We start from the raw sequence: 22,898 nt of genomic DNA, 5'->3' as shown, positions 1-22,898 counted from the left end.
GAAGGGACGGCGCCGGGCCGGCCCAAGGGACAAGTGGAGACAGATTGTGCGACTGCATCTGGCGGCCGTGCTCCTTGCCTCGGCCGTATTGCTGCCGGGCAATGGCGCCTATGCCTCGGGCGGGGGAAGCGGCGGCGGCGACGCTGCGGCGGGCCTCAACCTCGTGCCGATGACCGAGGTCGACGTGCCGGTGGTCGACAGCGGCCTGGTCTCGGGCGTGCTGCACTTCAAGCTGGTGCTCCAGGCGGCCAACCCCGAGGCCGCCAAGCGGATCGAGGGCACGATGCCGGCGCTGCGCGCGAGCGCGGTCGCGGCGGGCATCGAGTTCGCGCGGCTGGAAGTGTCGGCACTGCGCGCGGTCGACGCCAAGGCGCTCGACGCAGCGATGACGCAGACGCTCCACAAGCTGGACCCGGGCGTGTCGCGCGTGCTGGTGGTCGAGGTCTCGGCGCACCGCTGAGGGGCGGTCACCACTTAGAGCCCGTTTGGAAATGCGCGGAAGAGCGCATTTCGAGACGGCACCAGCCCGCCCCCCACCCGGCCTCCCATAGAATACTGCCGTTGGAAGGCCGGGTGGGGGAGCGGGCTGGTGCCGCAATGCGCTGAATGGCGCATTTCCAAATAGCCTCTTTGACGTCCAACTCCTACATCGTCATCCCGGCGAAAGCCGGGACCCAGGGCTACGAGCGACATCGCCTGCTGCCCTGGGTCCCGGCTTTCGCCGGGATGACGGTTTTTTGGGCTTTGGGAGCGGCGGGAAGCCATAATCCTCGGCGAGATCCCGCCATTGCGGATTATCCCGCTCGATCAGCTCAATCTTCCACGCCCGTCGCCACTCCTTGATCCGCTTCTCGCGGATGATGGCGGGCTCCATCTCATGATGAATTTCGAACCATACCAGCCGATTGACGTCGTGCTCCGCGGTGAATCCGCGGAACGTCTTTTCGCGATGCTGATGGATGCGTCCAAGCAAGTCTGAGGTCACGCCGGTATAGAGCGTACCGTTAGGTCGGCTCGCGACGATATAGACGGCTGGAAGCTTGTCCATACCAGGAAGTTCTCACAATGTTCTCTTGGTCGCAATAACCAAAAAAAGCCGTCATCCCGGCGAAAGCCGGGACCCAGGGCAGCAAGCTGTGTCGCTCGTGGCCCTGGGTCCCGGCTTTCGCCGGGATGACGGTTGGGGGATTGGTTGATGAGGGTTCGGGATTGGGGAGCGGCGGGAATCCATAGTCTTCGGCGAGATCCCGCCACTGCGGATTATCCCGCTCGATCAGCTCAATCTTCCACGCTCGCGGCAGCGTCCCCGCCCACTGCGGCGCCGGCCGCCGGGCGTACTGCGCGGCGGTGGGAGGCGTTCGGCGCTGAGGCTATCGGAGCGGGCTCAACCCACGCCGGCTTCCCCACTACAACCGTCATCCCGGCGAAAGCCGGGACCCAGGGCAGCAGGCGATGTCGCTCGTGGCCCTGGGTCCCGGCTTTCGCCGGGATGACGGTGGGGTGTTTGGGAAGCGGAGTACGTTCGAGAGTTATTATCGCCGCGCCGTACGCCCGGCCGCCGGCGCCGCAGCGGGCTGGGGCGGGGGGACGCTGCCGCGGGCGAGCGCCATGCTCAGCGCAGCCGCGCCCTTCGGCGTCATCGCGCCCAGGATCGCCGCGGTCGAGTTCGCGCGCATCCGCTTGGCGACCTTCATCTGCACTTCCATCGACAGCTGCTCGAAGACGATCGCGGCCTTCGCCGGCTTCATCGCCTGGTAGATGCGCGCGAGATCGTCGTATTGCGCATCCTCGGGCGAGGGGCCGTTGGCGCCGCCGGGCGCCTTGGCGCGCGCGTCGGCCTCCGCCTTGAGCCGCGCCTCGGCAGCCGCCGCGGCCTGCTCGCGCATGTCGAGCGAGCGCTTGCGCTGCGCCGCGGCCTGGTCGCGGGCGCTCAGGTCCTGCGCGATCTCGTTGCCGAGGCGCGTGTTCGAGCCGCTGCTGTCCTGCTGCTCGGTGGGGGTCGCCGCGGCCACGCCATTGGCGACGGCGGCGACGCCCGCGACGAGCGCAGTCATCATCAGGAGCGAAGGCTTGGCGATCATGCGGTCACCTGGTCGGTCTTGGTTTCGTCGTGGGTCTCGGGGAGGATGTCGCCTTCGCCCTGGGCGCCATGCGCCTCGTTGGCAGCGCCGACCGCGGCGATCAGCCGTTCGGCGGTGCCGTCGGCGAGGCTGACGATCGTCTGCAGCTCGTCGCGGAGCGAGCGGGCTTCCTCGACCAGCTTGGCGTTGACCATGCAGTCGCTGCTGAGCGTCGTCTTGAGGTCGAACAGCACGCTGCGCGCCTCGGTGGTCGCCTTCTCGAGCGCGGTGACCACCTGGGTCAGCGCGCCGTCCTTCACGGTGCGAAGGTTGCGCATCATCCGCATGCTCTGCACGAGCACCGCGGCGCAGAAGATCATCGTCAGGATGTTGGCCGTGATGGAAATGCTCATGCCCGGGCTCCCTTGGCTTCCTTGGCTTCCTTCGAGACTGGCGAGACAAGCCGCACCGCGACGCGCCCCGAACGCTGGCCGATCTGCGCGCGCGCGAGGCGGACGCCCCCGCAGGCGAGGTCGAGCGCATCGTCGGGACCGCGGTCGAGCGCGATCGTCTGGCCCACTTCCAGCGAGCGCAGCGCCGCCAGCGGCATCGCCTTCTCGCCGAGGACCACGTCGACGTCGACGTTGGTCTTGCGGACTTCGGAGACCATGTGCGCCTCCCAGATGCTGTCGCGGCCGCTCTTCTCGCCCATGAAGCGCTGGAGCAGCTTGTCGCGCACCGGCTCGAGCGTGGCGTAGGGCAGGAGCAGCTGGAAGCTGCCGCCGCGATCGTCCATGTCGACGCGGAAGCCCGCGGTCGCGCAGATGTTCGAGGTGCCGGCGATCGCGGCGAAGCGCGGGTTGGTCTCGATGCGCTCGAGCGCGATGGTGATCGGCTCGATCGGCTCGAAGGCCCTGGCGAAATCGTTGAGCGCGAGCTCGAGCATGCGCGCCACCAGGCGCGTCTCGATCGTGGTGAAGGCGCGGCCGTCGATCACCATCGGCTGGCCGCCACCGCGGCCGCCGAGCAGCGCGTCGACCACGGCGTAGATCAGGCCGGAGTCGACCGTGACGATGCCGTAGCTTTCCCACTCCTTGACCTTGAACACGCCGATCATCGCGGGCAGCGCGATGCGGTTCACGAACTCGCCGAAGCGCGTCGAGGTCACTTCCTCGAGGCTGACGTCGATCGCGTCCGAGGTGAGGTTGCGCATCGAGCCGGCGAAGGCGCGGACCACGCGGTCGCACACCACTTCGAGCATCGGCAGGCGCTCGTGGCTGATGACGCGCGATTCGATCATCGCGCGCAGGCCCGACTTCTTGGCGACAGGGCCGAAGTCGCCGAACAGCGCGTCGATGTCCGACTGGTCGAAGCGGCCGTCGCCGCCGCCGAGCGGGGCCATCGGCGGTTCGGGCAGCGCGAAATCGTCGAAATCGTCGATCAGCGGGTCGCCGGCCGGCGCCGCCGCCGGCGCGGGCGGGTTCGGCAGGTCGAAATCTTCGAAATCGTCGCTCATTGCTGCACCAGGTCCTGGATCAGGATGTCGCTGACGACGTCGGGGCCGAGCGCGGCAGTGGTGCGGCGCATCAGCTCTTCCTTGACGCGGAAAACCGCCGCCGAGCCCGAAAGGTCCTCGGGGCGCAGCTCGCGCAGGAAGGGCTGGTAGCTGTCGAGCACCAGCGGCAGCTTGTCCTTGATCGTCGCCTCGTCGCCGGCGGGGCCGGGCACGAAGTTGAAGTGCAGCTTGAGGAAGTGCGAGCCGCCGTCGGGCGAGCGCAGGTTCACCACCATCGGCGGCACGTCGATATAGGCGGCCTCGCCTTCCTTGCCGTCGCCTTCGCCATGGCCCTTGCTTTCCTTCTTGGCGTGCGCGGCCTCGGCCTTGGCGTCGGTCGGCGCGCCGCCGGCCATGACCATATAGCCGGCGCCGCCGCCGCCGAGCAGCACTACCGCCGCGGCCGCGCCGATGATGATCAGCTTCTTCTTGCTCTTCGCGGGCGCGGGCGCGCCAGGCGCGAGCGCGGGCAGTTCAGCTTCTTCGACGATCTCGGGCGACATCCGGTGCCTTTCGATATTCGCGCGCCGGAAACGCCCGCCGCGGATTTTCCTCTATTATAGGATGGTACTCGGCAATTTCTGCCTAGTGCCGCAAAATTGAAGAGGGCACTCGCCTTGGACATCGCATCCTATGTTCTGCTGAGCCAGGAGACGGCGTTGAGGCGGCGCATGGACGTTTCCGCGAACAATCTCGCCAACATGAGCACGGCGGGATTCAAGCGCGAGGCGCCCGTGTTCCGCGAATATGTGGAAAATACCGCATCCGCGGTCGAGCCGGCGAAGAAGACCTCGTTCGTGCTCGATTACGGCGCGGTCCACGATGCGTCGCAGGGCTCGTTCGAGGTGACCCAGAACCCGCTCGACGTGATGATCGACGGGCCCGGCTATTTCGCGGTCGAGGCGCCGGGCGGCGGCACCGCCTATACGCGCGCGGGCTATCTGAAGGTCAACGACGCCGGTGACCTCGTCACCGCGGGCGGCCAGAAGATCCTCGGCGAGGGCGGCAAGCCGATCAGCGTCCCGCCGGAAGAAGCCGGCAACCTCAGCATCGGCGGGGACGGCACCGTCTCGGGCAAGAGCGGCCCGCTCGGCCGCATCGCGGTGACGGTCTTCGGCGACGAAGGCTCGGTCGATCCGCGCGGCGACGGCCTCTATTCGGGCCAGGCCGGCACCGAGCTTCCCGCCGACAAGACCAAGATCAAGTCGGGCGGCATCGAAGGCTCCAACGTCAATCCGATCGTCGAAACCACCGACATGGTGGAGATCCTGCGCGCCTATCAGATGAGCCAGCAGCTTTCCAACTCGATGTCCGACCTGCGCAAGCGCGCGATCGAACAGCTCGGCAAGTTCGGCTGAACCATTCCCTGAGGAAGGAACGAAATCATGCGTACCCTCTCGATCGCCGCGACCGGCATGCTCGCGCAGCAGACCAACGTCGACGTCATCTCGAACAACATCGCCAACATGAACACGACCGCGTTCAAGCGCCAGCGCGCCGAGTTCCATGACCTGCTGTACCAACAGGTCCAGCGCCCCGGCGGCGCGACCGGCCCCGACACCAAGGCGCCCTCGGGCATCCAGATCGGTACCGGCGTGAAGACCGGCGCGGTGTATCGCATCCTCGAGCAGGGCGCGCTGCACCAGACCGACAATCCGCTCGACGTCGCGATCCAGGGCAAGGGCTATTTCCAGATCACCCTGCCGTCGGGCGAGACCGCCTATACCCGCGACGGCGCCTTCCAGCCGTCCGACCAGGGCGAACTCGTCACCGCCGAGGGCTATCCGGTGCAGCCGGGGATCACGATTCCCCAGGGCGCGACCGACGTGACGATCTCGAAGACCGGCGAAGTCCAGGTCAAGATCGCCGGCGATCCCAACCCGCAGACGGTCGGCCAGCTCCAGCTCGCCACCTTCATGAACGAGTCGGGCCTCGAGGCGCAGGGCGACAATTATTATCTCGAGACGTCCGCGTCGGGCCAGCCGACCGTCGCCAACCCCGGCGAGCCGGGCCTCGGCACGCTGCAGCAGGGCTTCGTCGAAGCCTCGAACGTCAACCCGGTGGCCGAAATCACCGCGCTGATCACGGCGCAGCGCGCCTATGAGATGAACAGCCGCGTGGTGAAGACCGCCGACGAGATGCTGGCGACGACCAGCCAGCTGCGCTGATGTCGGTCGTCCTCGCGCTCGCGCTGCTCGCCGCCGCCGCGCCGGAAGGCGAGGGCGTGCAGGTCGCCGTGCTCGCCCATCCGGTGGCGCGCGGCGACCGCATCGAGGCAGGCGACTTCACCTTCGAAGCGCGCGAGCCCGCCCAGGCGCGCGGCGCGCTCGACCCCAACCAGGCCGGCGGCATGGAAGCCTCGCGTGCGCTGATGGCCGGCTCGGTCGTGCGGCGTACCGATGTGGTGACGCCGCGCCTCGTCCACCGCGGCGATCCGGTTACCATCCGCGTCGTCCGCGGCACGATGGTGATCACCGCTGCCGGGCGGGCGCTCAACGATGCCGCGGCCGGCGCGCCGGTCCGCGTCGTCACCGATACCACCAGCCGGACGCTCGACGGCGTCGCCGAGGCTGCGGGAACCGTGCGCGTCCGCATCCCCTGAGGGGCCGACGCTGCCGAACTATTCGCCTCCTAGGGAGCAGGAGTTAAGCGTATGAAGAAGATTGTCACTGTGATCGCGCTCGGCGCGATGCTGTCGGGTTGCGGCGCGGTCGGTCGGCTCAAGGCCGTCGGCAAGGCGCCGCAGCTGTCCGAGATCCAGCCGGTCGACGCGCCCGAGCTCGAGCCGTCGCTCGCCGCGCCCGCCGATCGCGAGGGTCGTCCCCGCCCGACCACCGCGCAGCAGGCGGCGCCTACCGCGTCGCTGTTCCGCACCGGCGCCGGCGCGCTGTTCCGCGACCAGCGCGCGAGCAAGGTCGGCGACATCCTGACGATCAAGATCAACATCGCCGACAAGGCCGATTTCGGCAACAACACCACGCGCACGCGCGGCGGCAGCGAGAGCGGCGGCCTGGGCGGGCTGCTGGGCATCAAGCCGGTCGAGAAGATCCTCGGCGCCAATGCCAGCGCCGCGCTCGAGACCAACTCGGGCTCGAAATATTCGGGCGGCGGGCAGACCACGCGCTCCGAGACGATCAACATGACGATGGCGGCGATCGTCACCCAGGTGATGCCCAACGGCAACCTGCTGATCCGCGGCCGCCAGGAAGTCCGCGTGAACTTCGAGATGCGCGAGCTGATCATCACCGGCATCATCCGCCCCGAGGACATCGAGCGCGACAATTCGATCGAGCACAGCAAGATCGCCGAGGCGCGCGTGATCTACGGCGGCAAGGGGCAGCTGACCGACGCGCAGCAGGCGCGCTGGGGCCAGCAGATCTACGACGCGCTGTTCCCGTTCTGAGGAACCTGGCCGTCATCCCGGCGAAAGCCGGGACCCAGGGCCACGAGCGACGTCCTGCTTGACCCTGGGCCCCGGCTTTCGCCGGGGTGACGGCTCAGGAAAGTTCGAAAGAAATCACCAGAAAACCGCAACGGCGGGAGGGCTTTGCCTTCCCGCCCGTTTGCGCATGGGGGAAACGCGTATTCAACGTTAACTGGCTGCTAACCATCAAAATTCCCACGATAATTTTGGCCGCCCCGGATTCCTTTCCACAATGAGTAGGCAGGCGGACTTCCGACTGCCGCGGGCCGGCGCATCCAGTCCAGGCCGCAGAAGCGGTCATCCATCCTAGAAGGAAAGTATCATGGGTTTCTCCGTCAACACCAATGTCGGCGCGATGGCGGCTCTCCAGAGCCTGAACTCGACCAACAAGGACATGTCGCAGGTCCAGAGCCGCATCAACACCGGCCTGTCTGTGTCGTCGACCAAGGACGATTCGGCGTCCTACACCATCGCTCAGGGCCTTCGCGGCGACATGGGCGGCCTCAAGGCCGTCAGCAGCTCGCTGTCGCGCGCCAAGAGCGTTGTGGACGTTGCCACCGCCGGTGCCGAGCAGATCTCGGACGTCGTCAACCAGATGAAGGCCAAGGCTTACCAGTCGGCCGACGCTGGCATCGACTCCTCGACCCGCACGGCGCTGAACAACGACTTCGTTGCTCTGCGTGACCAGATCACCACGATCGTCAACTCGTCGGACTTCAACGGCACCAACCTGCTGAAGGCCTCGGGCGGCACCGTGACTGCTCTCCAGTCGCTGCAGGACTCGGACACCTCGTCGGCGACGACGTGGAACCCGGACTCGCTGAGCGTGGCCAACCAGGGCCTCGACCTCGGTGGTTCGGTTGTCACGATCTCGGCTTCGGGCGACATCAGCTCGCAGGCGAATGCGCAGGCGATGATCGACACGATCACCACCACGCAGAACAACCTGAAGACGAGCCTCAGCACGCTGGGTGCGGCGGGTCGCAAGATCGACGCGCAGCAGACCTTCACCGGCAAGCTGTCGGACGTCATCGAGAGCGGCATCGGCAACCTCGTCGACGCCGACCTCGCGAAGGAGTCGGCGCGTCTGCAGGCCCTGCAGGTCAAGCAGCAGCTTGGCGTTCAGGCTCTGTCGATCGCCAACCAGGCGCCGCAGACGATCACGTCGCTGTTCCGTTAAGGACAAGGCCGGCCTCTGCTCCCTGGAGGCGGGCCGTGACGGGGGCCGGGATGGGAAACCATCCCGGCCTCTTTTTTTGCGCCTTTATGACCAGTTCGGACGTTTTTGCGCGGGGGCCTTTTTGGCCCTTGTCGCGGTCCCGTCATCACGGCTCCGCTATAATGTAATGGAGGAGGACCGGGTGTTTCCCCGCATCAGAGAAATCACCGACGCATTCGGCTCGCGGCTACGCGTGAGCGTCGATCGTCATCCCGACGGGGCTCTGGTGGTGCTCGAGCGCCCCGACGCGCCCACGCGCGAGCGCGCGCTGCTCGACGCCTATGGCGCCGACGTCCTTGCCGCCTACATCATGTCGGCACGGCTTGCCGTGCCGCATCCGCTGCCGGACGAGCATGTCGACGGAAATTTCGGCACCTGCATCAGTTTGAAGCTCGAGCCTTGCGCGGCACTGCAGCTCGCGCAGCCGGGCCGCCAGCCGCTGGAGATTCCGGCGCCGTTCTGGGACCGCCTCTACGCCGAGCTGAACCTTGTCGCCGCGCATGGCCGCGAGCTGGCGCGGCGCGCCGAAGAACGGGTCCACTGAGCTTGGGCCGATCGCCGGCCAGCCCAGGCGAGACTCAGGGAAAACCCCTAGGGGGCTGTTCCCGAATGGCGTGCGACGATGACGATCGGGCATTTGGGGATCGCGCCGTGGACTCGATGGGAGAGCCGACAATGATGGTTGTGGGTGATGTTCGTAACACATCGGGTGGCTCGTCCACGGCGTTCGACGTAACATTCACGCTCACCGTACACGACGCGAGGCTGCTCTGGGCGGCTGCCGCGGATCGCCTGCGCCGCACGCCGGGCCTCACCGAGGAAGACGTCGAGGAGACGATCGGCACGGTCGAGGATCCGGCGATCGCCGAGTGCATCTCGGTGCTCGCCGCGCCGGCGCAGATCCCGGGCTGCATGCCCGAGCGGTTCGAGGTTCGCGAGGCGAACGGCGTCGCGCGCAGCGGCGGCACGGTGGTGCAGCTCGCCCAGGCGCAGCGGACGGCGGTGGGCTGAGGGTTTCAGGGGTTTCGAAGCGGGGTTGAAGGACGGCCACGGCGAGCTTCGCCGTGGCCGTTTTCTTGTGCCCTCAAGCGTCATCCCGGCGAAAGCCGGAGCCCAGGGCCACGAGCGATATCGCCTGCTGCCCTGGGCTCCGGCTTTCGCCGGGATGACGGTGTAGCGATCGATCCCCCCAGAAACGCAAACGGCAGGCCGGGAGGGAATTCCGGCCTGCCGTAGCGGACGAGCGGGCCGGAGGCCGGCTGCCGTCAAGGGATAGCGCGCTTGCGAGGGGGATCGTGCGACGCGCTTCCTTGATTTCATTATAGAGGATCAGAGGGCCGGCCGCGGGGCGAGGCCCGCAAAAACCGCACCCGGATCCGATCAATCCTTGACCGAATGGACCATCGAAAGCGGCGTGCCGACGCCGTTGATGATGACGTTCACCACGCCGTTGATCCGCTCGACAGCGGTCGCGGTGCCAACCGCCGCATAGTCGATCGGCACGTCGGCGCCGCTCGCATCGGTCGCGGTCAGCGCCAGCGTATAGGCGCCCGGATCGGCGGTGGTGCCGTCGCTCAGCTTGCCGTCCCACTCGAAGGTGCCCTTGGCGCCGCTGCTGTCGATCGTGCGCTTGTCGACGACGTTGCCGTTGATGTCGCTGATCGTCGCGACGAGCTGGGTCGTGCCGCGCTGCGCCGCCCAGTTCCACTGCGCGGGCTCGTCGCCGAGGCCCGACATGGCGGAGTCGACGGTAACCTTGTGGCCGATCAGCGAGGTCGCCTGCGCGAGGTCCTGCGCGCCCATCGCGCCGAGGATCGATTCGAGGTTCTTGTTCGACGCGATCGACTGCTCGACCTGCGAATATTGCACCAGCTGCTGGGTGTACTGCGCAGTGTCCATCGGATCGAGCGGATCCTGGTTCTGCATCTGCGCGGTCAGCAGCTTCAGGAACATGTCGAAGTTCGCGTCGAGCGCAGTGCTGGCGGCGCCCGCCTGCGAGGTGTTGCTGGTCGGCGCAGTCGTGGGCGTGCTGGTCACGGACGTCATGGGGATGTTCCTCAGGCGATCAGGTCGACCTGGCTATCGCCGCGAAGCGGGCGATAGACGGGGTCGGGGATGGACGTGTCGGCCTCGGCGCCCATGGCGCGATAGCCGTTGGACTGCTGGGGCTGGCGCTGGCCGCCGGCCTGGCTGCCGTCGCTGCCGCTGCGCATCTCGAAGCGCAGGCTCTGCGCGTCGGTGCGGACGCTGGCCTGGTCGAGCGAGCGGCTGAGGTCGCCGCCGTCGCCCTTGAGCAGCGCGAGCGCGCCGTCGCTCTCGGTGCGGACGGTGGCACGAAGCGTGCCATTGTCGTCGAAGGCGATCTTGACGTCGACGCGGCCGAGCTCGACCGGGTTCAGGCGGACGTTGAGCGAATCCTCGCCGTTCTCGATCTTCCGCGCGATCTCGGCGCCGAGCGCCTTGCCGACATGGCCGGGCTGGGCGTTGATCGTGGGATCGGCGGCGTGTTGCGCGGCCGCGGCCTGCTGCGACTGCGCGCCGGCGGCCTGGGCCTGGAGCGGGGCGGGCTGCTGCTGGTTCTGGCCGGCGTGGCTCGGCAGTGGCGAAGCGGCGCGCGGCTGGGCGGCGGCGACCGGCGTCTCGGCGAGCGCCGCGGCGAAGTCGTTCTTCTCCGCCGGCTTGTCGGCATCGCCTTCGGCGGCTGCGACGTTCGCGCGAGCCTGGGCGACGGTGCGGGCGGGCGCGGCAGGCGTGGCCTGCGCCGCGGCGGCAACGGTCACGGCCGGCTGGGTCGCGGCGGCGCCGGGCTTGGCGCCCTGCTGCTGCGGATCGATCGTGCGCGCGGGCGCGGCGGCTTCGGGCGCCTGGAACGGCTGGGGCAGGATGACGGTGCCGGCCTGCGCGGTCGCGACCGGGGCGGAGTCCTGCCTGGTCTCGCGCTCGGCGCGGGCCTGGCCGCGAGCGGGCTTGGCAGTCGGCTGTTCGACGGCGGGCTTGGCCGGGGCCTGGGCGACCTGCTCGACGGTCTCGACGACGGGCGCGGCGGGATCGGCCGGCGTCGCCTGGGGCTTGGCGGCCGTTTGCGCCTGCGGAGGGGCAGGGAGAGGCTTGGCCGGCACCTGCGCGAGCGGCGCGGGCTCGGCCTGGACGATCGCCGGCGTCGCGACGGTCTCGTCGGCGACGGGCTGGGCGACCGGCTGGGCGGGTGCCTCCACCGCGTCGGCGGCCGGCGGGGTCGCGACGGCAGCGGCCGGGGCGGTCGACGCCGGCTGGGCTGCGGTGGAGGAAAGGGCTGGGGCGGCGGGCCGCGGCTCAGCCGGCACGGCGACGACGGCGTCGGCCTGCGCGGCGATCGCGGCGGGGACCTGCGTCACCGCGGCGATCGCGGTGGGGGGCGTCGGCTGCTGCTGCTGGGCCGCGCCGGTGGTCGTCGCAGTAGCGAGCAGCGGCAGGCCCGGCATCGACTGAACCTGGGCCTGGACCTGGGTCTGGACCTGGGCCTGGATCGGGCCCTGGCCCAGCATCCCGGCCTGGGGCGCCTGCGTCGAGGCGAGGGGAGGGGTGCCCGGCGTGGTCATCGCCGCGTCGAGTGCGGTCGCGAAGCCGGGAAGCAGCGTGCCCGAATTGGGCGCGCCGTTGGCAGCGAAATCCAGGGGAAGGCCGATCGCTGAAATGTTCATGCAGGCATCTCTAGCTCGGCCCGTGGGGCCGCTTCCCTTCCATTATAGAGCGCTCATGCGCCCCGGCGGTCGTTTCGAACCCGTTTTTTGCAGGCGCTTTCCCTCAGCCGATCGAACCGAGCGCGCGGATGCGGGCGCGGGCGTGGATCTCGTTCTGCGAGAGCACCACGGTGGCGGGCCGCACGCGCTCGACGATCGAGCGGACGAAGGGGCGCAGCGACGGGCTGGTGAGCAGGCACGGGATCTCGCCGTCCTGCGCCAGCCGGTCGTAGGTCTCGCGGACCTGGGCGATGAAGCGCTGGAGCGCCGAGGGCGCCATCGCGAGCTGGCGGTCGTCGCCCATGCCGACGATCGACTCCCCGAACTCCGCGTCCCATTCGGCCGAGAGCGTCACCACCGGGATCGCTTCGCCGCGCGTCTGGCTGGCGCTGATCTGGCGGGCGAGGCGGCCGCGGACGTGCTCGGTCATCTGCGTCAGGCTCGTCGTGTGCGGCGCGGCTTCGGCGATGCCTTCGAGGATCGTCGGGATGTCGCGGATCGAAATGCCTTCGGAGAGCAGGTTCTGGAGGATGCGCTGCACGCTCGAGATCGAGACCTTCGAGGGCACGATGTCCGCCACCAGCTTCTCCGATTCCTTGTGGACTTCGGTGAGCAGCTTCTGCGTCTCCGTGTAGGAGAGCATGTCGGCGATGTTCTCCTTCACCAGCTCGGTGAGGTGCGTGGTGATGATCGTGCCGCAATCGACCACGGTGAGCCCGCGGAAGTTCGCCTCGTCGCGCAGCTCGCGGTCGATCCACAGCGCGGGCAGGCCGAACACCGGCTCGCGCGTGACGTCGCCGGGCAGGCCCGCCGGGCCGCCGCCGGGATTGATCAGCAGCAGCTTGTCGAGCCGGATCTCGCCGCGCGCCGCCTCGGTCTCCTTGATCGTGATGACATATTCGCTGGGCTTGAGGCCCATGTTGTCGATGATCCGGACCGAGGGGAGAACGAAGCCGTAATCGGTCGCCATCTGGCGGCGGAGCGCGCGGACCTGGTCGTCGAGGCGCGGCTCGCGCTGCTCGTCGTTGACCATCGGCAGCAGCGCATAGCCGATCTCGATGCGCACCGCGTCGATCGCGAGCGTCTGGCTGATCGGCTGCTCGACGGTGGCGGCCTTGGCGTTCTCCTGCGCTTCCAGCGTCGCCTGGAGGCGCTGGCGCTGGGCGGCCTTCTTGCTCATGTACCAGGCGGCATAGCCCGACGCGGCCGAGAAGGCGGCGAACGGCACGAACGGCAGCCCCGGCATGAGCGCGAGCGCGCCCATCAGGAACGAGACCATGCCGAACGCCTTGGGATAGCGGCCGAGCTGCTCGCCGAGCGCCGAGCCGGTCTTGCCCTTCACGCCGCCCTTCGAGACGAGCAGGCCCGCCGCGGTCGAGACGATCAGCGCGGGGATCTGGCTGACGAGGCCGTCGCCGGCGGTCAGCACGGTGTAGGTGCGGAACGCCTCGGCCAGCGGGACGCCATGCTCGATCACGCCGAGGCCGAGGCCCACGACGATGTTGACCGCGGTGATGATCAGCGCCGCGATCGCGTCGCCCTTCACGAACTTCGAGGCGCCGTCCATCGCGCCGTAGAAGCCGCTCTCGGCCTCGATCTCGGCGCGGCGCTCGCGCGCCTGGGTCTCGTCGATCATGCCGGCCGAGAGGTCGGCGTCGATCGCCATCTGCTTGCCGGGCATCGCGTCGAGGCTGAAGCGCGCCGCGACTTCGGCGATGCGCCCCGCGCCCTTGGTGATGACGACGAAGTTGATGATGATCAGGATGAGGAAGATGGTGAGGCCGATGACGGTCTCGCCGCCCATCAGGAACTCCCCGAACGCGCCGATCACGCCGCCGGCGGCGTCGGGACCCTCATGGCCATGGCCGAGGATCAGGCGCGTCGAGGCCAGGTTGAGGCCGAGCCGCAGCATCGTCGAGACGAGCAGGATCGTCGGGAAGGCCGAGAGCTCGAGCGGCTTCTCGATGAACAGCGCGGTCATCAGGATCATCACCGAGATGGTGATCGACAGCGCCAGCCCCAGGTCGAGCATGAACGGCGGGATCGGCAGGATCAGCATCGCGATGATCGCGATCACGCCGCCGGCGAGCGCGAGGTCGCGGTTGGCGCCGATCTTCTGCAGGAAATTGAGCACGGCCGGGGGCATCAATCGTCGCCTTCAGTCTTGCTGGGGTCGATCACGATCCGGGGAAAGCCGATCCCCGCGCGTGGGCGCGGGCCGGTCTCCGGGGTGAGCAGGGTGCGGCTCACGCCCGGGATGCGCATCGGGCGCACCGGGCGCGAGGCCGGTTGGTCGGGGGGCGTCGTCTCCTGCGTCATGCCGCGGGCGAGACGGGGATGCCCGCTTCCATGAAGCTGCGCAGCTTGTTGCGCATCGTGCGCACCGAGATGCCGAGGATGTTCGAGGCCGAGGTGCGGTTGCCGTGGCAGCGCTCGAGCGTCTGCAGGATCAGCTCGCGCTCGACTTCCTCGACCGTGTGGCCGACGAGGCTCTCGACCTCGAAGCGCGGGGTCGCGGCCTGGATCGCGTCGGCGAGCGAGGTGCCGTCGCTGCGGATCAGGTCGCCAGGCGCGATCTCGCGGCCGCGGGCGAGCAGCATCGCGCGGTGGATCGTGTCCTCCAGCTCGCGGACGTTGCCCGGCCAGGGATAGCGGGCGAGCAACGCCTGCGCGGCTTCGCCGATCGGGCGTTCGTGGACGCCGTCGTTCTCGGCGATGCGCTTGACGAAATGAGTCGAGAGCAGCGCGATGTCCTCGGCGCGGGCGCGCAGCGGCGGAACTTCGATGCGGACCAGCCCGAGCTTGGCGAGCAGGTCGGCGCGGAAGGTGCCTTCGCGCACGCGGCTCTCGAGGTCGCTGGTGGTGGTGGCGATCAGCCGCGCCTGAAAGGCGAGCGGCTCGTCGCCGCCGACACGCTTGAAGCGGCGATCGTCGAGCACCGAGAGCAGCCGCGACTGGAGCGCGGGCGAGAGCGAGCAGACCTCGCGCAGCACGATCGTGCCCGCGCGGGCCTTTTCGAGCCGGCCGATGCGGCGCGCGGCGGCGCCGGGGAAGGCGCCGGCCTCATGGCCGAACAGCTCGGATTCGAGGACTTCGGAGGCGACGCCCGAACATTCGGCGGTGACCATCGGGCCGGTGCGGCGCGAAGCGTCATGGATGCGGCGCGCGACGCTTTCCTTGCCGCAGCCCGGCTCGCCCGAGATCAGCACGGGCGCGCCGCTCGGTGCGACGGCCTCGGCGAGCGAGATCGCGCGAGCGAAGGACGGTGCGTCGCCGATGCGGGCGGGCGCACGGTGCGCGATCACCGACGCGATCGCCGCGGCGATCAGCTCGCGCTCGGGCGGCAAGGGGACGTAGTCGCGGGCACCCGCGCGGATCGCGCCGACGGCCTGTTCGGCGGTCGCGCCGACGCCGCAGGCGAGCACGGGCAGGGTGAAACGCTCGGCGTTCAGGCTCGCCATGAAGGCCGGCACGTCGCACTCGACGTCGATCATCGCGAGGTCGCCGCCGCGCTCGCGCAGCAGGCTCATCGCTTCCTCGATGTCGTTGGCCATCGCGGCCTCGGCGCCAGCGTCGCGGGCGAGCTCGGCAGCCTCGCGAAAGGCGCTTCCGGGGCCCCCGACCAGCAGCATTCGAATCGTTCCAGCCATCAGGCGTCCTGCCGCACGATCTCGGTGAGCGTCACACCGAGCGCATTGTCGATCAGCACCACTTCGCCGCGGGCGATGAGGCGATCGTTGACGAAGATGTCGACCGGCTCGCCGACGCGGCGATCGAGCTCGACCACGGTGCCGGTGCCGAGCTGGAGCAGCTGGCCGACCGGCATCCGCGCGCGGCCGAGCACGGCCTGCACCTTCACCGGAACGTCGTGGACTGCATCCAGTCCGTCGACCTGGGTGGTCGCGCCACCGAGGTTGAAGGGATCGGCGTCGAAGTCCTCGAGGACCGGACCATTCTGGTCGGATTCAGCGGGAACGATGCCGTGGGGATCGATTTCCATGGGGACTCCAATCGGGGATTAAGCGTTCATCCATTGGCGGATCACCGAAGCCGCCTCGGGCGGGCTCGCGGCGACCGCATCGCCGATGCGGCGAAGGGCGGAGAGTTTGATCTTGCCGTCGACCTGGGCGAGCGCGATCTCGTGATCGAGCTGGGGCGCCTGGCCGTCCTCGGCGCGCTGCGCCTCGAGCTGGGCCTGGGCCTCGGGATCGCCGTCGGCAGCGCGCTCGACGAGCGCCTTCATCTCGGCGCTGATCGTGCCGCCGTCGGCGAGCATCACATGCTCGACGTGCGCGTCGGGCGAGGGCTTGGGCTTGAGCATGCGCAGCGCCACCAGGCCGACCACGCCGATCACGACGAGCTGGAGGAGACCCCAGACCTTGTCCATCGGCAGCTGCGACAGGAAGCCGCTGCTCGCATCCGCGCCGGCGTCGGCGGGGGCGAAGGGCATGCTCTCGACCACGACCGAGTCACCGCGCTGCGTGTCGATGCCCACGGCATTCTCGACGAGGCGCTGGAGCTGCTCGATCTTGGGCTGCGACAGGCCCTTGGGGCCGCCGTCGACCATCACCGCGACCGAGAGGCGCGTGACCTTGCCCGGCGCGCGCAGCGTCACCGTGTGGGTCGAGCTGTTGTCGTAGGTCGTGTCTTCGGAATTCTGCGTGCTCGCGGTCTTGCGCGTGCCGCCCGGGGTGCTCGACGAACCCTGCGCGTCGGGCAGCTGGTTCGAGACCGAGGTGCTCGGGGTCGAGGGATCGGTCTCGTCGTTCTGGTCGCCCGATTCGACGGTGACCTGGTGCGAGATGACCTGCTTGTCGGGATCGAAGGTGTTGGCTTCCTCGCGCGTCTGGTCGCGGTCGATCTGCGCCGAGACTTCGGCGCGGACCTTGCCTTCGCCGACGATCGGCGCGAGCAGCGCCTCGACCTGGTCGCGCAGGCGGCTTTCGATCTGCACCTGGCGCTCGTCGGCGTCGCTCGCGCCGGCCTCGCCGGGATCGCCCGCCCGCGCCAGCAGCGCGCCGGTCTGGTCGATCACCGAGACGGCTTCGGGCGAGAGGTCGGGCACCGAGGAGGAGACGAGGTAGCGGATCGCCGCGACCGACTCTGCAGGGAGGCGGCCCTTGGTCTTGACCGTGACGGCGGCGGTGGCCTTGCGGGTCTCGTTGTCGAACATCGCCCGCTCGGGCATCACGATGTGGACGCGCGCGGTGCTGACGTTCTGGATGGTCTGGACCGACTTGGCGAGCTCGCCTTCGATGGCGCGCGTCTCGTTCATCTTGGCGCGGCTGGCGGAGACGCCGAAGGGCTGCTCCTGGTCGAGCACGTCATAGCCGATCTTGCCGCCGAGCTTGTCGTTCGCCAGCTCCATGCGGAGCTCGGCGAGCTTGTCCTGCGGGGCGAGCACCGAGCTGCCGTCGGCCGAGAGCTGATAGTCGATGTTCTGCGCCTTCAGCTTCTCGGTGATCGCCTGTGCGGCGGCCGGATCGAGATCGGTGAAGAGGAAGCCCATCTGCGGGTTCGAGGCGCGCGTCGCCACGAAGGCGAGCGCGGCAAGCAGGGCGAGCGCCACGCCTCCCATCATCATCAGCCGCTTGGTACCCAGCTGGGTGGCGAAGTTGCGGATCGCTTCCAAGTGCGTCTCGTCCGTTAAGCTGCGGGAGCGGAAATCGCCCCTTTGAGTGCATTATAGGACGGGGGTGGGCGGCAGCTTCTGCCGGGTGGGAAAATATTGCCTAGCTGGGGGCGGGTTCGGTTTTCCCTTAGCTGCGGCCGTTCTCTTGGCGGGCCGTCACTTCGACTTTGGTGTGGGGAAGGGCAAAACGAAAAAGCCGGGCAGGTCCCGCGACCCGCCCGGCTTCCTTGGGGCAATTCTGAATTCCGAACCTCAGCCCGCCTTCGGCAGCAGCGACTCCAGCTCGGAAACCACGGCCGCCCGGCGGGCCGCGGCGTCGAGCGCCAAGCCGCCGGCTTCCCAGCAGATCCGCGCGTCGCCGACCGCGAGCGTCGCGTCGGGCTGGACGGTGAGGTTGAGCCGGCGCCGGTCCATCGCCTGGCGCGCGGCGATGCACGCCTCGACGTCCTCGGCGATGTCGGGGTGGACGCGGACCTGCAGCTCGGTGCCGCGCGCGACCTGGCTGAGCGCGCGGCCGATCGCATCGTCGATCGCCGCGGTGGGCGCCAGCTCGAGCGCGCGCGCCGCCAGCAGGTCCGCCGCCGCGACCGCGGCCTCGGTGGCTTCGCCCGAGAGGCGATCCTGCACTTCGGTGAACTGTGCGTCGATCACTTCGATCCCCGCCTGAAGCGCGTCGACAGCGTTCAGCAGCGCGGTCTGGCGCTCGGCGCGGGCCTGGGCGAGCCCGGCCTCGAACGCCTCGGCGCGCGCCATGGCGAGCTGGGTCTCGCTGTCGGCACGCAGCGCGGCGATCTCGGCGCGCAGCGCTGCGAGTTCGAGGAGCGCGTCCTCGTTGAGATCCTTGGGCATCCCCGGCGGCGGAGCGGTGAAGATGCGGTCGAAGGCGAAACGCTGAATGTGCTGCATGGTCGGTCCGTCCCGCTCAGAGGATCATCGCATCGTCGCTCTTGGGATCGACGAGCAGGATCTCGCCGCGGTCCGCCAGGACCTTGGCGAGCCGCACGAGGCCCGACTGCGCCTCCTCGCAATCGCGCGCGCGGATCGGGCCCATCGCCGACATGTCCTCGCGCATCAGCTTGGCCGCGCGCTCGGTCATCGCGCCGAAGAACAGCTGCTTGAGGCCTTCCGGCGCGCCCTTGAGCGCCAGCGCCATCTGGCGCTTGTCGGCGTTGCGGACGATCACCGCGACGGCGGCCGGCAGCAGGTTGGCGAGGTCCTCGAAGGTGAACATCAGCGCGCGGATGCGCTCGGCGCTCTCGGGCGCCTTGGTGTCGAGTGCGGCGAGCATCGCCTCCTCGGTCGCGCGGTCGAGCGCGTTGAACATCTCCGCCATCGATTCATGCGGATCGCGCTTCTGCGAGCGCGAGAGGTTGGTCATGAACTCGGTGCGCAGCGTCTGCTCGACCTGGTTGATCACGTCCTTCTGGACGGTGTCCATGCGGAGCATGCGCAGGATGACGTCGGTCGCGAAGTCGCGCGGCAGCTCGGAGAGCACGCGCGCGGCATGGTCCGAGCGGAGCTTGGAGAGGATCACCGCGACGGTCTGCGGATATTCCTGCTTGAGCGCGCCGGCGAGCACGGTCTCGGAGACGTTCGAGAGCTTGTCCCACATCGTGCGGCCGGAGGGGCCGCGGATGTCTTCCATGATCTCGCGGACCTTGCCCTCGGGCAGCATGCCGTGGAGCAGCCGCTCTGCGCTCTCGTAGCTGCCGTGCATCGACGCCATGCTCGAGACTTCGCTGCTGAACTGGACGAGCAGATGATCGACGATCTCCGAAGGCACGCGGCCCAGCGATGCGATCGTCGAGGAGAGTTCCTTCACTTCCTCGATCGAGAGCTGGTCCCAGATCGGCTTGCCATGTTCCTTGCCGAGCACCAGCATCAGCGCCGCGGCGCGCTGCGCCCCGCTGTACTTCTTCAGCTCGGCCGGTTCGATCACCGGCGCCATCATCGACATCTGCTGTTTCCCCTCGCAGAAAATTGCACCCGCGTACGTACGTGTGAGGTGCGTCTCCTCTATTATAGAATTGGAGGAGCGAAGACGGCGCGATGACCACCAATTTGTCCAGCAGCCTGATGGGGCTAAGCATTCTTACGGGGAGCAACGCCTTCTCGAGCGTCGGCGCGCTGCCGACGTTCGAGAGCAAGGCCGTGAAGCTGGCCAAGGCGCAGTTCACCATGGCGCCGACCACGCCGCCGTGGAAGGAAGACACGCCCGTCCAGCCGCTGTCGAGCCAGGTCGCGACCGTCACCGCGATGAAGTCGATCATCGACAAGAGCACCAGCGGGCTGCTCTCCGACGACGTCCAGACTGCCTTCACCACCTACAAGGCGCTCGACCGCCTCCGCTCGCTCGCCGAGGCCGCGAGCGCGGACACGTCTTCCAACGCCCAGCGCGCGCAGCTCCAGAAGGCCTTTGCCAAGGGTCTCGCCGACCTCCAGTCCTATCTCGGCCAGGCGCCGACCAGCCAGATGAACATCGCCTTCGGCAAGCCGCTGCGCAGCGCCAGCACCAACGGCGTGCCGCAGGGCGACCAATATGAGACGATGGGCCAGGGGCTGGTGAAGAACCGCACCGACGCCATCCCGGGCCTCACCGGCGGCGAGCAGTTCAAGATCACGCTCAACAAGCCGGGGATCAGCGACGTCGTCACCGTCGACCTGTCGCAGGGCGCGCAGCCGCCGACGATCGATTCGGTCACCGCGCAGATCAACGCCGCGATCCAGGCGATCCCGCTCAAGGACAGCAACGGCACGCCGCTGCTCGACAAGGACGGCAACCAGATCCCGCGCTGGCAGACGCATTTCGTCGCGGCGAAGACCGGCGACAAATGGGGCTTCAAGCTCGACAGCTCGACCGGCGTCGAGCACGTCTCGATCGATCAGGTCGGCGCAGGGGACTCGCTGGTCGTCGCCACCGGCGCGACCGCGCTCGACGCGCCGACCGCGACCACCGTCTTCCGCATCGACGATCCCTCGGGCGACGCGACGCGCAAGGCGATGACCACCATCTCCGCACTCGACGGCGACGCCACCGAGCTCAACGTCATGCAGGGCAAGACGACCAAGACGACCACCACCACGGTCGACATGGACGGCAAGGTCCAGACCAAGACCGACACGACCAGCAACGTCTACGCCAACACCGACGCCGCGGGAATCGTCACCGACGCGCAGGGCAATACCTATGTCGTCGGCACCACCAAGGGCGAACTCGGCTCGAACGAGTCGAACGGCAACGACGGGTTGTTCCTCACCAAGATGGACGGCGCCGGCAACGTCGTATGGCAGCGCGCGCTCGGCGCCGCGGGCACCTCGAGCGGCGCGGCGGTGAGCCTCGCGCCCGACGGCAGCATCGTCGTCGCGGGCACGGTCTCGGGCAGCTTCGACACCGCCAATTCGGACGGCGACATGATCGTCGCCAAGTACAGCGCGATGGGCGACGAGAAATTCACCACGATCGTGCGCTCGGTCGGCAGCGACACCGCCAAGGCGGTCGCGGTCGGCGCCGACGGCTCGATCTTCGTCGGCGGCAAGGCGGCGACGGGCACCGGCGACGGCTTCGTCGCGCGGATCGACACCAGCGGCAAGATCGCCGAGCGCAAGACCTTCGACATGGGCGGCAGCGAGAGCGTGACCGGCCTGGCGATCGCCGGCGACGGCAACGTCCTCGCGCTCGTCTCGAACAACGGCGTCGCCGAGCTCCACAAGCTCCAGGCCAATTCGCTCGCGACCGAGCTCGGCACGGTGAGCCTCGGCAAGGCCGATGCGCGCGCGATCGCGGTCAACGGCGACGGCACCATCGCCATCGGCGGCGCGGCCGATGCCGCGATTTCGGGCACGCAGACCAACAGCTACAATGGCGGACGCGATGGGTTCGTCGCGCGGATCGACGCGAACCTCAGCGGTTCCAACGTCACCTATCTCGGCACCGGTGCCGACGATCAGGTCGACAGCGTCGCCTTCGTCGGCGGCAAGCTCTACGCGGGCGGCCGCACCACCGGCGACCTGGGCGCGACGCGCCGCGGCCCGACCGACGGCTTCGTCGCAGAGGTCGACAACGGCACCGGCGCGATCGGCAAGATCAGCCAGTTCGGCCAGTCGCTGCTGCGCACCGAGCCGGTGCGCATCGCCGGCGATCCGGGCGGCGACAATGCGATCGGCGCGCTCGGCTTCGGCCGCGGCACGATCAACCCCGAGATGTCGGCGAAGCTCACCACGGCGTTCGGCCTGCGCGCGGGCGACAGCTTCAAGCTCCAGGCCGACAATGGCGCGATCCGCACCGTGACGATCACGGCGGACGACACGATCCAGACGCTCAACGACCGGCTCGCCTCGATGCTCGGCACCTCGCGCTACAAGGTATCGACGTCGCTCAACGATCAGGGCCGGTCGCTGCGCATCGAGCCCAAGGCCGGCCATTCGATCGAGCTGATCTCGGGCCCCTCGGGCAGCGACGCACTCGCGAAGCTGGGCATCGAGCCGCAGCGCATCTCGGTGCCCGCGACGGTCTCGGACAGCGCCCCCAAGGTCCGCCCGGGCGGCGACTTCGGCCTCAACCTCTCGGAATCGCTCAACCTGACGAACCTCGACAATGCCAAATATGCGCTCGGCACGATCAAGGACGCGATCTCGATGAGCCAGACGGCCTATCGCTCGCTCTATTGGGACGACCTCAAGGCCAAGCTGGTCGACGGCGGCAGCAAGAGCGCCACGACCAGCGGCACGGTGAGCCCGTACCTCTCGAGCCAGCTCTCGAACTATCAGGCGGCGCTCAACCGTCTGAATTCCTCCACCAGCACCCTCACTGGATTCTGACGCATGGACCAGCTCCCGCTCATGAACGGCATCGCGCTCCGCATGCGGAACCTCGCCGACCGCCAGCGCGTGATCGCGCAGAACATCGCGAACAGCGAGACGCCGGGCTACAAGGCCCGCGACATGGCCGAGCCGAGCTTCGCGGGCATGGTCAACGGCGCTGGCGGCAGCGGCAAGGTCGCGGCGCCGCAGGTGGTGCTGACCGACCGGATGAAGGCGCTCGGCGCCCGCCAGCCGCTGGTGGGTGGCAGCGTGATCCTCGACAAGGACATCACCGAGACCAAGCCCGACGGCAACAACGTCACGATCGAAGACCAGCTGCTCAAGATGGGCCAGGTCCAGGCGGACTTCACTGCGATGACGAGTCTGTACCGCAAGCAGATGAACCTGCTGAAGACGGCAGTGGGCAAGGGCGGGAATTAAGCGACTTCGCTCTCGCAAACACTGAATCGTCATCCCGGCGAAGGCCGG

Annotated in this window: 24 protein-coding genes; 10 read left to right on the top strand and 14 right to left on the bottom strand. The window is 68.6% G+C overall.

From position 1 onward, the window contains the following. Positions 1-46: 46 nt before the first annotated feature. Positions 47-460, top strand: a complete 414-nt coding sequence (locus J7495_RS11445) for a hypothetical protein (RefSeq protein WP_294056631.1) — start codon at positions 47-49, stop codon at positions 458-460. A gap of 192 nt (positions 461-652) precedes the next feature. On the opposite strand, the gene J7495_RS11440 is transcribed toward J7495_RS11445, so the two are convergent. From J7495_RS11440 to J7495_RS11420, 5 genes are all read right to left on the bottom strand, one after another. Then, positions 653-1,048 carry a GIY-YIG nuclease family protein gene (locus J7495_RS11440; protein ID WP_294056630.1) on the bottom strand — a complete coding sequence of 132 codons (396 nt, stop codon included), beginning with the start codon at positions 1,046-1,048 and terminating at the stop codon, positions 653-655. Positions 1,049-1,532: 484 nt separating this feature from the next. Beyond that, positions 1,533-2,081, bottom strand: coding sequence for a hypothetical protein (locus J7495_RS11435; RefSeq protein WP_294056629.1), 549 nt, complete (start codon positions 2,079-2,081; stop codon positions 1,533-1,535). After that, positions 2,078-2,473 (bottom strand): DUF6468 domain-containing protein, encoded by a 396-nt coding sequence (locus J7495_RS11430; RefSeq protein ID WP_294056628.1) that lies wholly within the window; start codon positions 2,471-2,473, stop codon positions 2,078-2,080. Before J7495_RS11430 ends, J7495_RS11435 begins: the two co-directional genes overlap by 4 nt. Beyond that, positions 2,470-3,504, bottom strand: coding sequence for a flagellar motor switch protein FliM (fliM, locus tag J7495_RS11425; RefSeq protein WP_294056674.1), 1,035 nt, complete (start codon positions 3,502-3,504; stop codon positions 2,470-2,472). Before fliM ends, J7495_RS11430 begins: the two co-directional genes overlap by 4 nt. 68 nt (positions 3,505-3,572) lie before the next feature. Next, positions 3,573-4,118: a flagellar basal body-associated FliL family protein gene (locus tag J7495_RS11420; RefSeq protein WP_294056627.1), complete on the bottom strand. Its 546-nt coding sequence runs from the start codon at positions 4,116-4,118 to the stop codon at positions 3,573-3,575. Between the two features lie 114 nt (positions 4,119-4,232). Between J7495_RS11420 and J7495_RS11415 the strand changes: the two genes are divergently transcribed. The 7 genes from J7495_RS11415 to J7495_RS11385 all read left to right on the top strand — a co-directional run bounded on the left by J7495_RS11415 (position 4,233) and on the right by J7495_RS11385 (position 9,269). Next, positions 4,233-4,973: a flagellar hook-basal body complex protein gene (locus J7495_RS11415; RefSeq protein WP_294056626.1), complete on the top strand. Its 741-nt coding sequence runs from the start codon at positions 4,233-4,235 to the stop codon at positions 4,971-4,973. Between the two features lie 27 nt (positions 4,974-5,000). Continuing rightward, positions 5,001-5,783 (top strand): flagellar basal-body rod protein FlgG, encoded by a 783-nt coding sequence (gene flgG, locus J7495_RS11410; protein ID WP_294056625.1) that lies wholly within the window; start codon positions 5,001-5,003, stop codon positions 5,781-5,783. Next, positions 5,783-6,217 carry a flagellar basal body P-ring formation chaperone FlgA gene (flgA, locus tag J7495_RS11405; RefSeq protein ID WP_294056624.1) on the top strand — a complete coding sequence of 145 codons (435 nt, stop codon included), beginning with the start codon at positions 5,783-5,785 and terminating at the stop codon, positions 6,215-6,217. The genes flgG and flgA overlap by 1 nt, the downstream gene beginning before the upstream one ends. A 51-nt stretch (positions 6,218-6,268) precedes the next feature. Next, positions 6,269-7,018 (top strand): flagellar basal body L-ring protein FlgH, encoded by a 750-nt coding sequence (gene flgH, locus J7495_RS11400; RefSeq protein WP_294056623.1) that lies wholly within the window; start codon positions 6,269-6,271, stop codon positions 7,016-7,018. 343 nt (positions 7,019-7,361) lie between these two features. Beyond that, complete coding sequence (locus J7495_RS11395; protein ID WP_294056622.1) at positions 7,362-8,219, top strand: flagellin; 858 nt, start codon at positions 7,362-7,364, stop codon at positions 8,217-8,219. A 166-nt stretch (positions 8,220-8,385) separates the two neighbouring features. Then, positions 8,386-8,802 (top strand): hypothetical protein, encoded by a 417-nt coding sequence (locus J7495_RS11390; RefSeq protein WP_294056621.1) that lies wholly within the window; start codon positions 8,386-8,388, stop codon positions 8,800-8,802. A gap of 131 nt (positions 8,803-8,933) precedes the next feature. Continuing rightward, positions 8,934-9,269, top strand: a complete 336-nt coding sequence (locus J7495_RS11385; RefSeq protein ID WP_294056620.1) for a hypothetical protein — start codon at positions 8,934-8,936, stop codon at positions 9,267-9,269. A 369-nt stretch (positions 9,270-9,638) separates the two neighbouring features. On the opposite strand, the gene J7495_RS11380 is transcribed toward J7495_RS11385, so the two are convergent. The 9 genes from J7495_RS11380 to J7495_RS11340 form a co-directional block, all read right to left on the bottom strand. Continuing rightward, entirely contained in the window at positions 9,639-10,304 is a 666-nt protein-coding gene (locus J7495_RS11380; protein WP_294056619.1) for a flagellar hook assembly protein FlgD, read from the bottom strand. An 11-nt stretch (positions 10,305-10,315) separates the two neighbouring features. Continuing rightward, entirely contained in the window at positions 10,316-11,938 is a 1,623-nt protein-coding gene (locus J7495_RS11375; RefSeq protein ID WP_294056618.1) for a flagellar hook-length control protein FliK, read from the bottom strand. A gap of 103 nt (positions 11,939-12,041) precedes the next feature. After that, on the bottom strand, positions 12,042-14,123 hold the full coding sequence (flhA, locus tag J7495_RS11370; RefSeq protein WP_294056617.1) for a flagellar biosynthesis protein FlhA: 2,082 nt from the start codon (positions 14,121-14,123) through the stop codon (positions 12,042-12,044). Beyond that, complete coding sequence (locus J7495_RS11365; RefSeq protein WP_294056616.1) at positions 14,123-14,296, bottom strand: hypothetical protein; 174 nt, start codon at positions 14,294-14,296, stop codon at positions 14,123-14,125. Before J7495_RS11365 ends, flhA begins: the two co-directional genes overlap by 1 nt. Beyond that, positions 14,293-15,627 (bottom strand): sigma-54 dependent transcriptional regulator, encoded by a 1,335-nt coding sequence (locus J7495_RS11360; RefSeq protein WP_294056615.1) that lies wholly within the window; start codon positions 15,625-15,627, stop codon positions 14,293-14,295. The genes J7495_RS11365 and J7495_RS11360 overlap by 4 nt, the downstream gene beginning before the upstream one ends. After that, positions 15,627-15,977, bottom strand: a complete 351-nt coding sequence (gene fliN, locus J7495_RS11355) for a flagellar motor switch protein FliN (protein WP_294056614.1) — start codon at positions 15,975-15,977, stop codon at positions 15,627-15,629. Before fliN ends, J7495_RS11360 begins: the two co-directional genes overlap by 1 nt. Positions 15,978-15,995: 18 nt before the next feature. Beyond that, positions 15,996-17,609, bottom strand: coding sequence for a flagellar basal-body MS-ring/collar protein FliF (fliF, locus tag J7495_RS11350; protein ID WP_294056613.1), 1,614 nt, complete (start codon positions 17,607-17,609; stop codon positions 15,996-15,998). A gap of 252 nt (positions 17,610-17,861) precedes the next feature. Then, positions 17,862-18,515, bottom strand: a complete 654-nt coding sequence (locus J7495_RS11345) for a FliH/SctL family protein (protein WP_294056612.1) — start codon at positions 18,513-18,515, stop codon at positions 17,862-17,864. Positions 18,516-18,531: 16 nt separating this feature from the next. After that, positions 18,532-19,566, bottom strand: a complete 1,035-nt coding sequence (locus tag J7495_RS11340) for a flagellar motor switch protein FliG (protein ID WP_294056611.1) — start codon at positions 19,564-19,566, stop codon at positions 18,532-18,534. A gap of 92 nt (positions 19,567-19,658) precedes the next feature. On the opposite strand from J7495_RS11340, the gene J7495_RS11335 reads away from it, so the two are divergent. Both J7495_RS11335 and J7495_RS11330 read left to right on the top strand, forming a co-directional pair. Beyond that, entirely contained in the window at positions 19,659-22,427 is a 2,769-nt protein-coding gene (locus tag J7495_RS11335) for a hypothetical protein (RefSeq protein WP_294056610.1), read from the top strand. Positions 22,428-22,430: 3 nt separating this feature from the next. Next, a complete protein-coding gene (locus J7495_RS11330; protein WP_294056609.1) occupies positions 22,431-22,850 on the top strand; it encodes a flagellar basal body protein in 420 nt (139 codons plus the stop codon). Positions 22,851-22,898: the final 48 nt, after the last annotated feature.

This window comes from Sphingomonas sp. (assembly GCF_017745215.1).
In the GTDB taxonomy this organism is placed as follows: Bacteria; Pseudomonadota; Alphaproteobacteria; order Sphingomonadales; family Sphingomonadaceae; genus Sphingomonas.
This window is presented reverse-complemented; position numbering and strand designations above follow the sequence as displayed.

What these genes read in the sequence shown, in the direction of transcription:
- J7495_RS11430 (WP_294056628.1), bottom strand. Translation starts at nt 2,473, where the DNA reads ATGAGCATTTCCATCACGGCCAACATCCTGACGATGATCTTCTGCGCC.
- flhA (WP_294056617.1), bottom strand. Translation starts at nt 14,123, where the DNA reads ATGCCCCCGGCCGTGCTCAATTTCCTGCAGAAGATCGGCGCCAACCGC.
- J7495_RS11365 (WP_294056616.1), bottom strand. Translation starts at nt 14,296, where the DNA reads ATGACGCAGGAGACGACGCCCCCCGACCAACCGGCCTCGCGCCCGGTG.
- fliN (WP_294056614.1), bottom strand. Translation starts at nt 15,977, where the DNA reads ATGGAAATCGATCCCCACGGCATCGTTCCCGCTGAATCCGACCAGAAT.
- J7495_RS11375 (WP_294056618.1), bottom strand. Translation starts at nt 11,938, where the DNA reads ATGAACATTTCAGCGATCGGCCTTCCCCTGGATTTCGCTGCCAACGGC.
- flgG (WP_294056625.1), top strand. Translation starts at nt 5,001, where the DNA reads ATGCGTACCCTCTCGATCGCCGCGACCGGCATGCTCGCGCAGCAGACC.
- J7495_RS11335 (WP_294056610.1), top strand. Translation starts at nt 19,659, where the DNA reads ATGACCACCAATTTGTCCAGCAGCCTGATGGGGCTAAGCATTCTTACG.
- J7495_RS11330 (WP_294056609.1), top strand. Translation starts at nt 22,431, where the DNA reads ATGGACCAGCTCCCGCTCATGAACGGCATCGCGCTCCGCATGCGGAAC.
- J7495_RS11395 (WP_294056622.1), top strand. Translation starts at nt 7,362, where the DNA reads ATGGGTTTCTCCGTCAACACCAATGTCGGCGCGATGGCGGCTCTCCAG.
- J7495_RS11440 (WP_294056630.1), bottom strand. Translation starts at nt 1,048, where the DNA reads ATGGACAAGCTTCCAGCCGTCTATATCGTCGCGAGCCGACCTAACGGT.
- J7495_RS11360 (WP_294056615.1), bottom strand. Translation starts at nt 15,627, where the DNA reads ATGGCTGGAACGATTCGAATGCTGCTGGTCGGGGGCCCCGGAAGCGCC.
- J7495_RS11380 (WP_294056619.1), bottom strand. Translation starts at nt 10,304, where the DNA reads ATGACGTCCGTGACCAGCACGCCCACGACTGCGCCGACCAGCAACACC.
- flgH (WP_294056623.1), top strand. Translation starts at nt 6,269, where the DNA reads ATGAAGAAGATTGTCACTGTGATCGCGCTCGGCGCGATGCTGTCGGGT.
- J7495_RS11385 (WP_294056620.1), top strand. Translation starts at nt 8,934, where the DNA reads ATGATGGTTGTGGGTGATGTTCGTAACACATCGGGTGGCTCGTCCACG.
- J7495_RS11435 (WP_294056629.1), bottom strand. Translation starts at nt 2,081, where the DNA reads ATGATCGCCAAGCCTTCGCTCCTGATGATGACTGCGCTCGTCGCGGGC.
- J7495_RS11420 (WP_294056627.1), bottom strand. Translation starts at nt 4,118, where the DNA reads ATGTCGCCCGAGATCGTCGAAGAAGCTGAACTGCCCGCGCTCGCGCCT.
- J7495_RS11340 (WP_294056611.1), bottom strand. Translation starts at nt 19,566, where the DNA reads ATGTCGATGATGGCGCCGGTGATCGAACCGGCCGAGCTGAAGAAGTAC.
- J7495_RS11390 (WP_294056621.1), top strand. Translation starts at nt 8,386, where the DNA reads ATGGAGGAGGACCGGGTGTTTCCCCGCATCAGAGAAATCACCGACGCA.
- J7495_RS11345 (WP_294056612.1), bottom strand. Translation starts at nt 18,515, where the DNA reads ATGCAGCACATTCAGCGTTTCGCCTTCGACCGCATCTTCACCGCTCCG.
- flgA (WP_294056624.1), top strand. Translation starts at nt 5,783, where the DNA reads ATGTCGGTCGTCCTCGCGCTCGCGCTGCTCGCCGCCGCCGCGCCGGAA.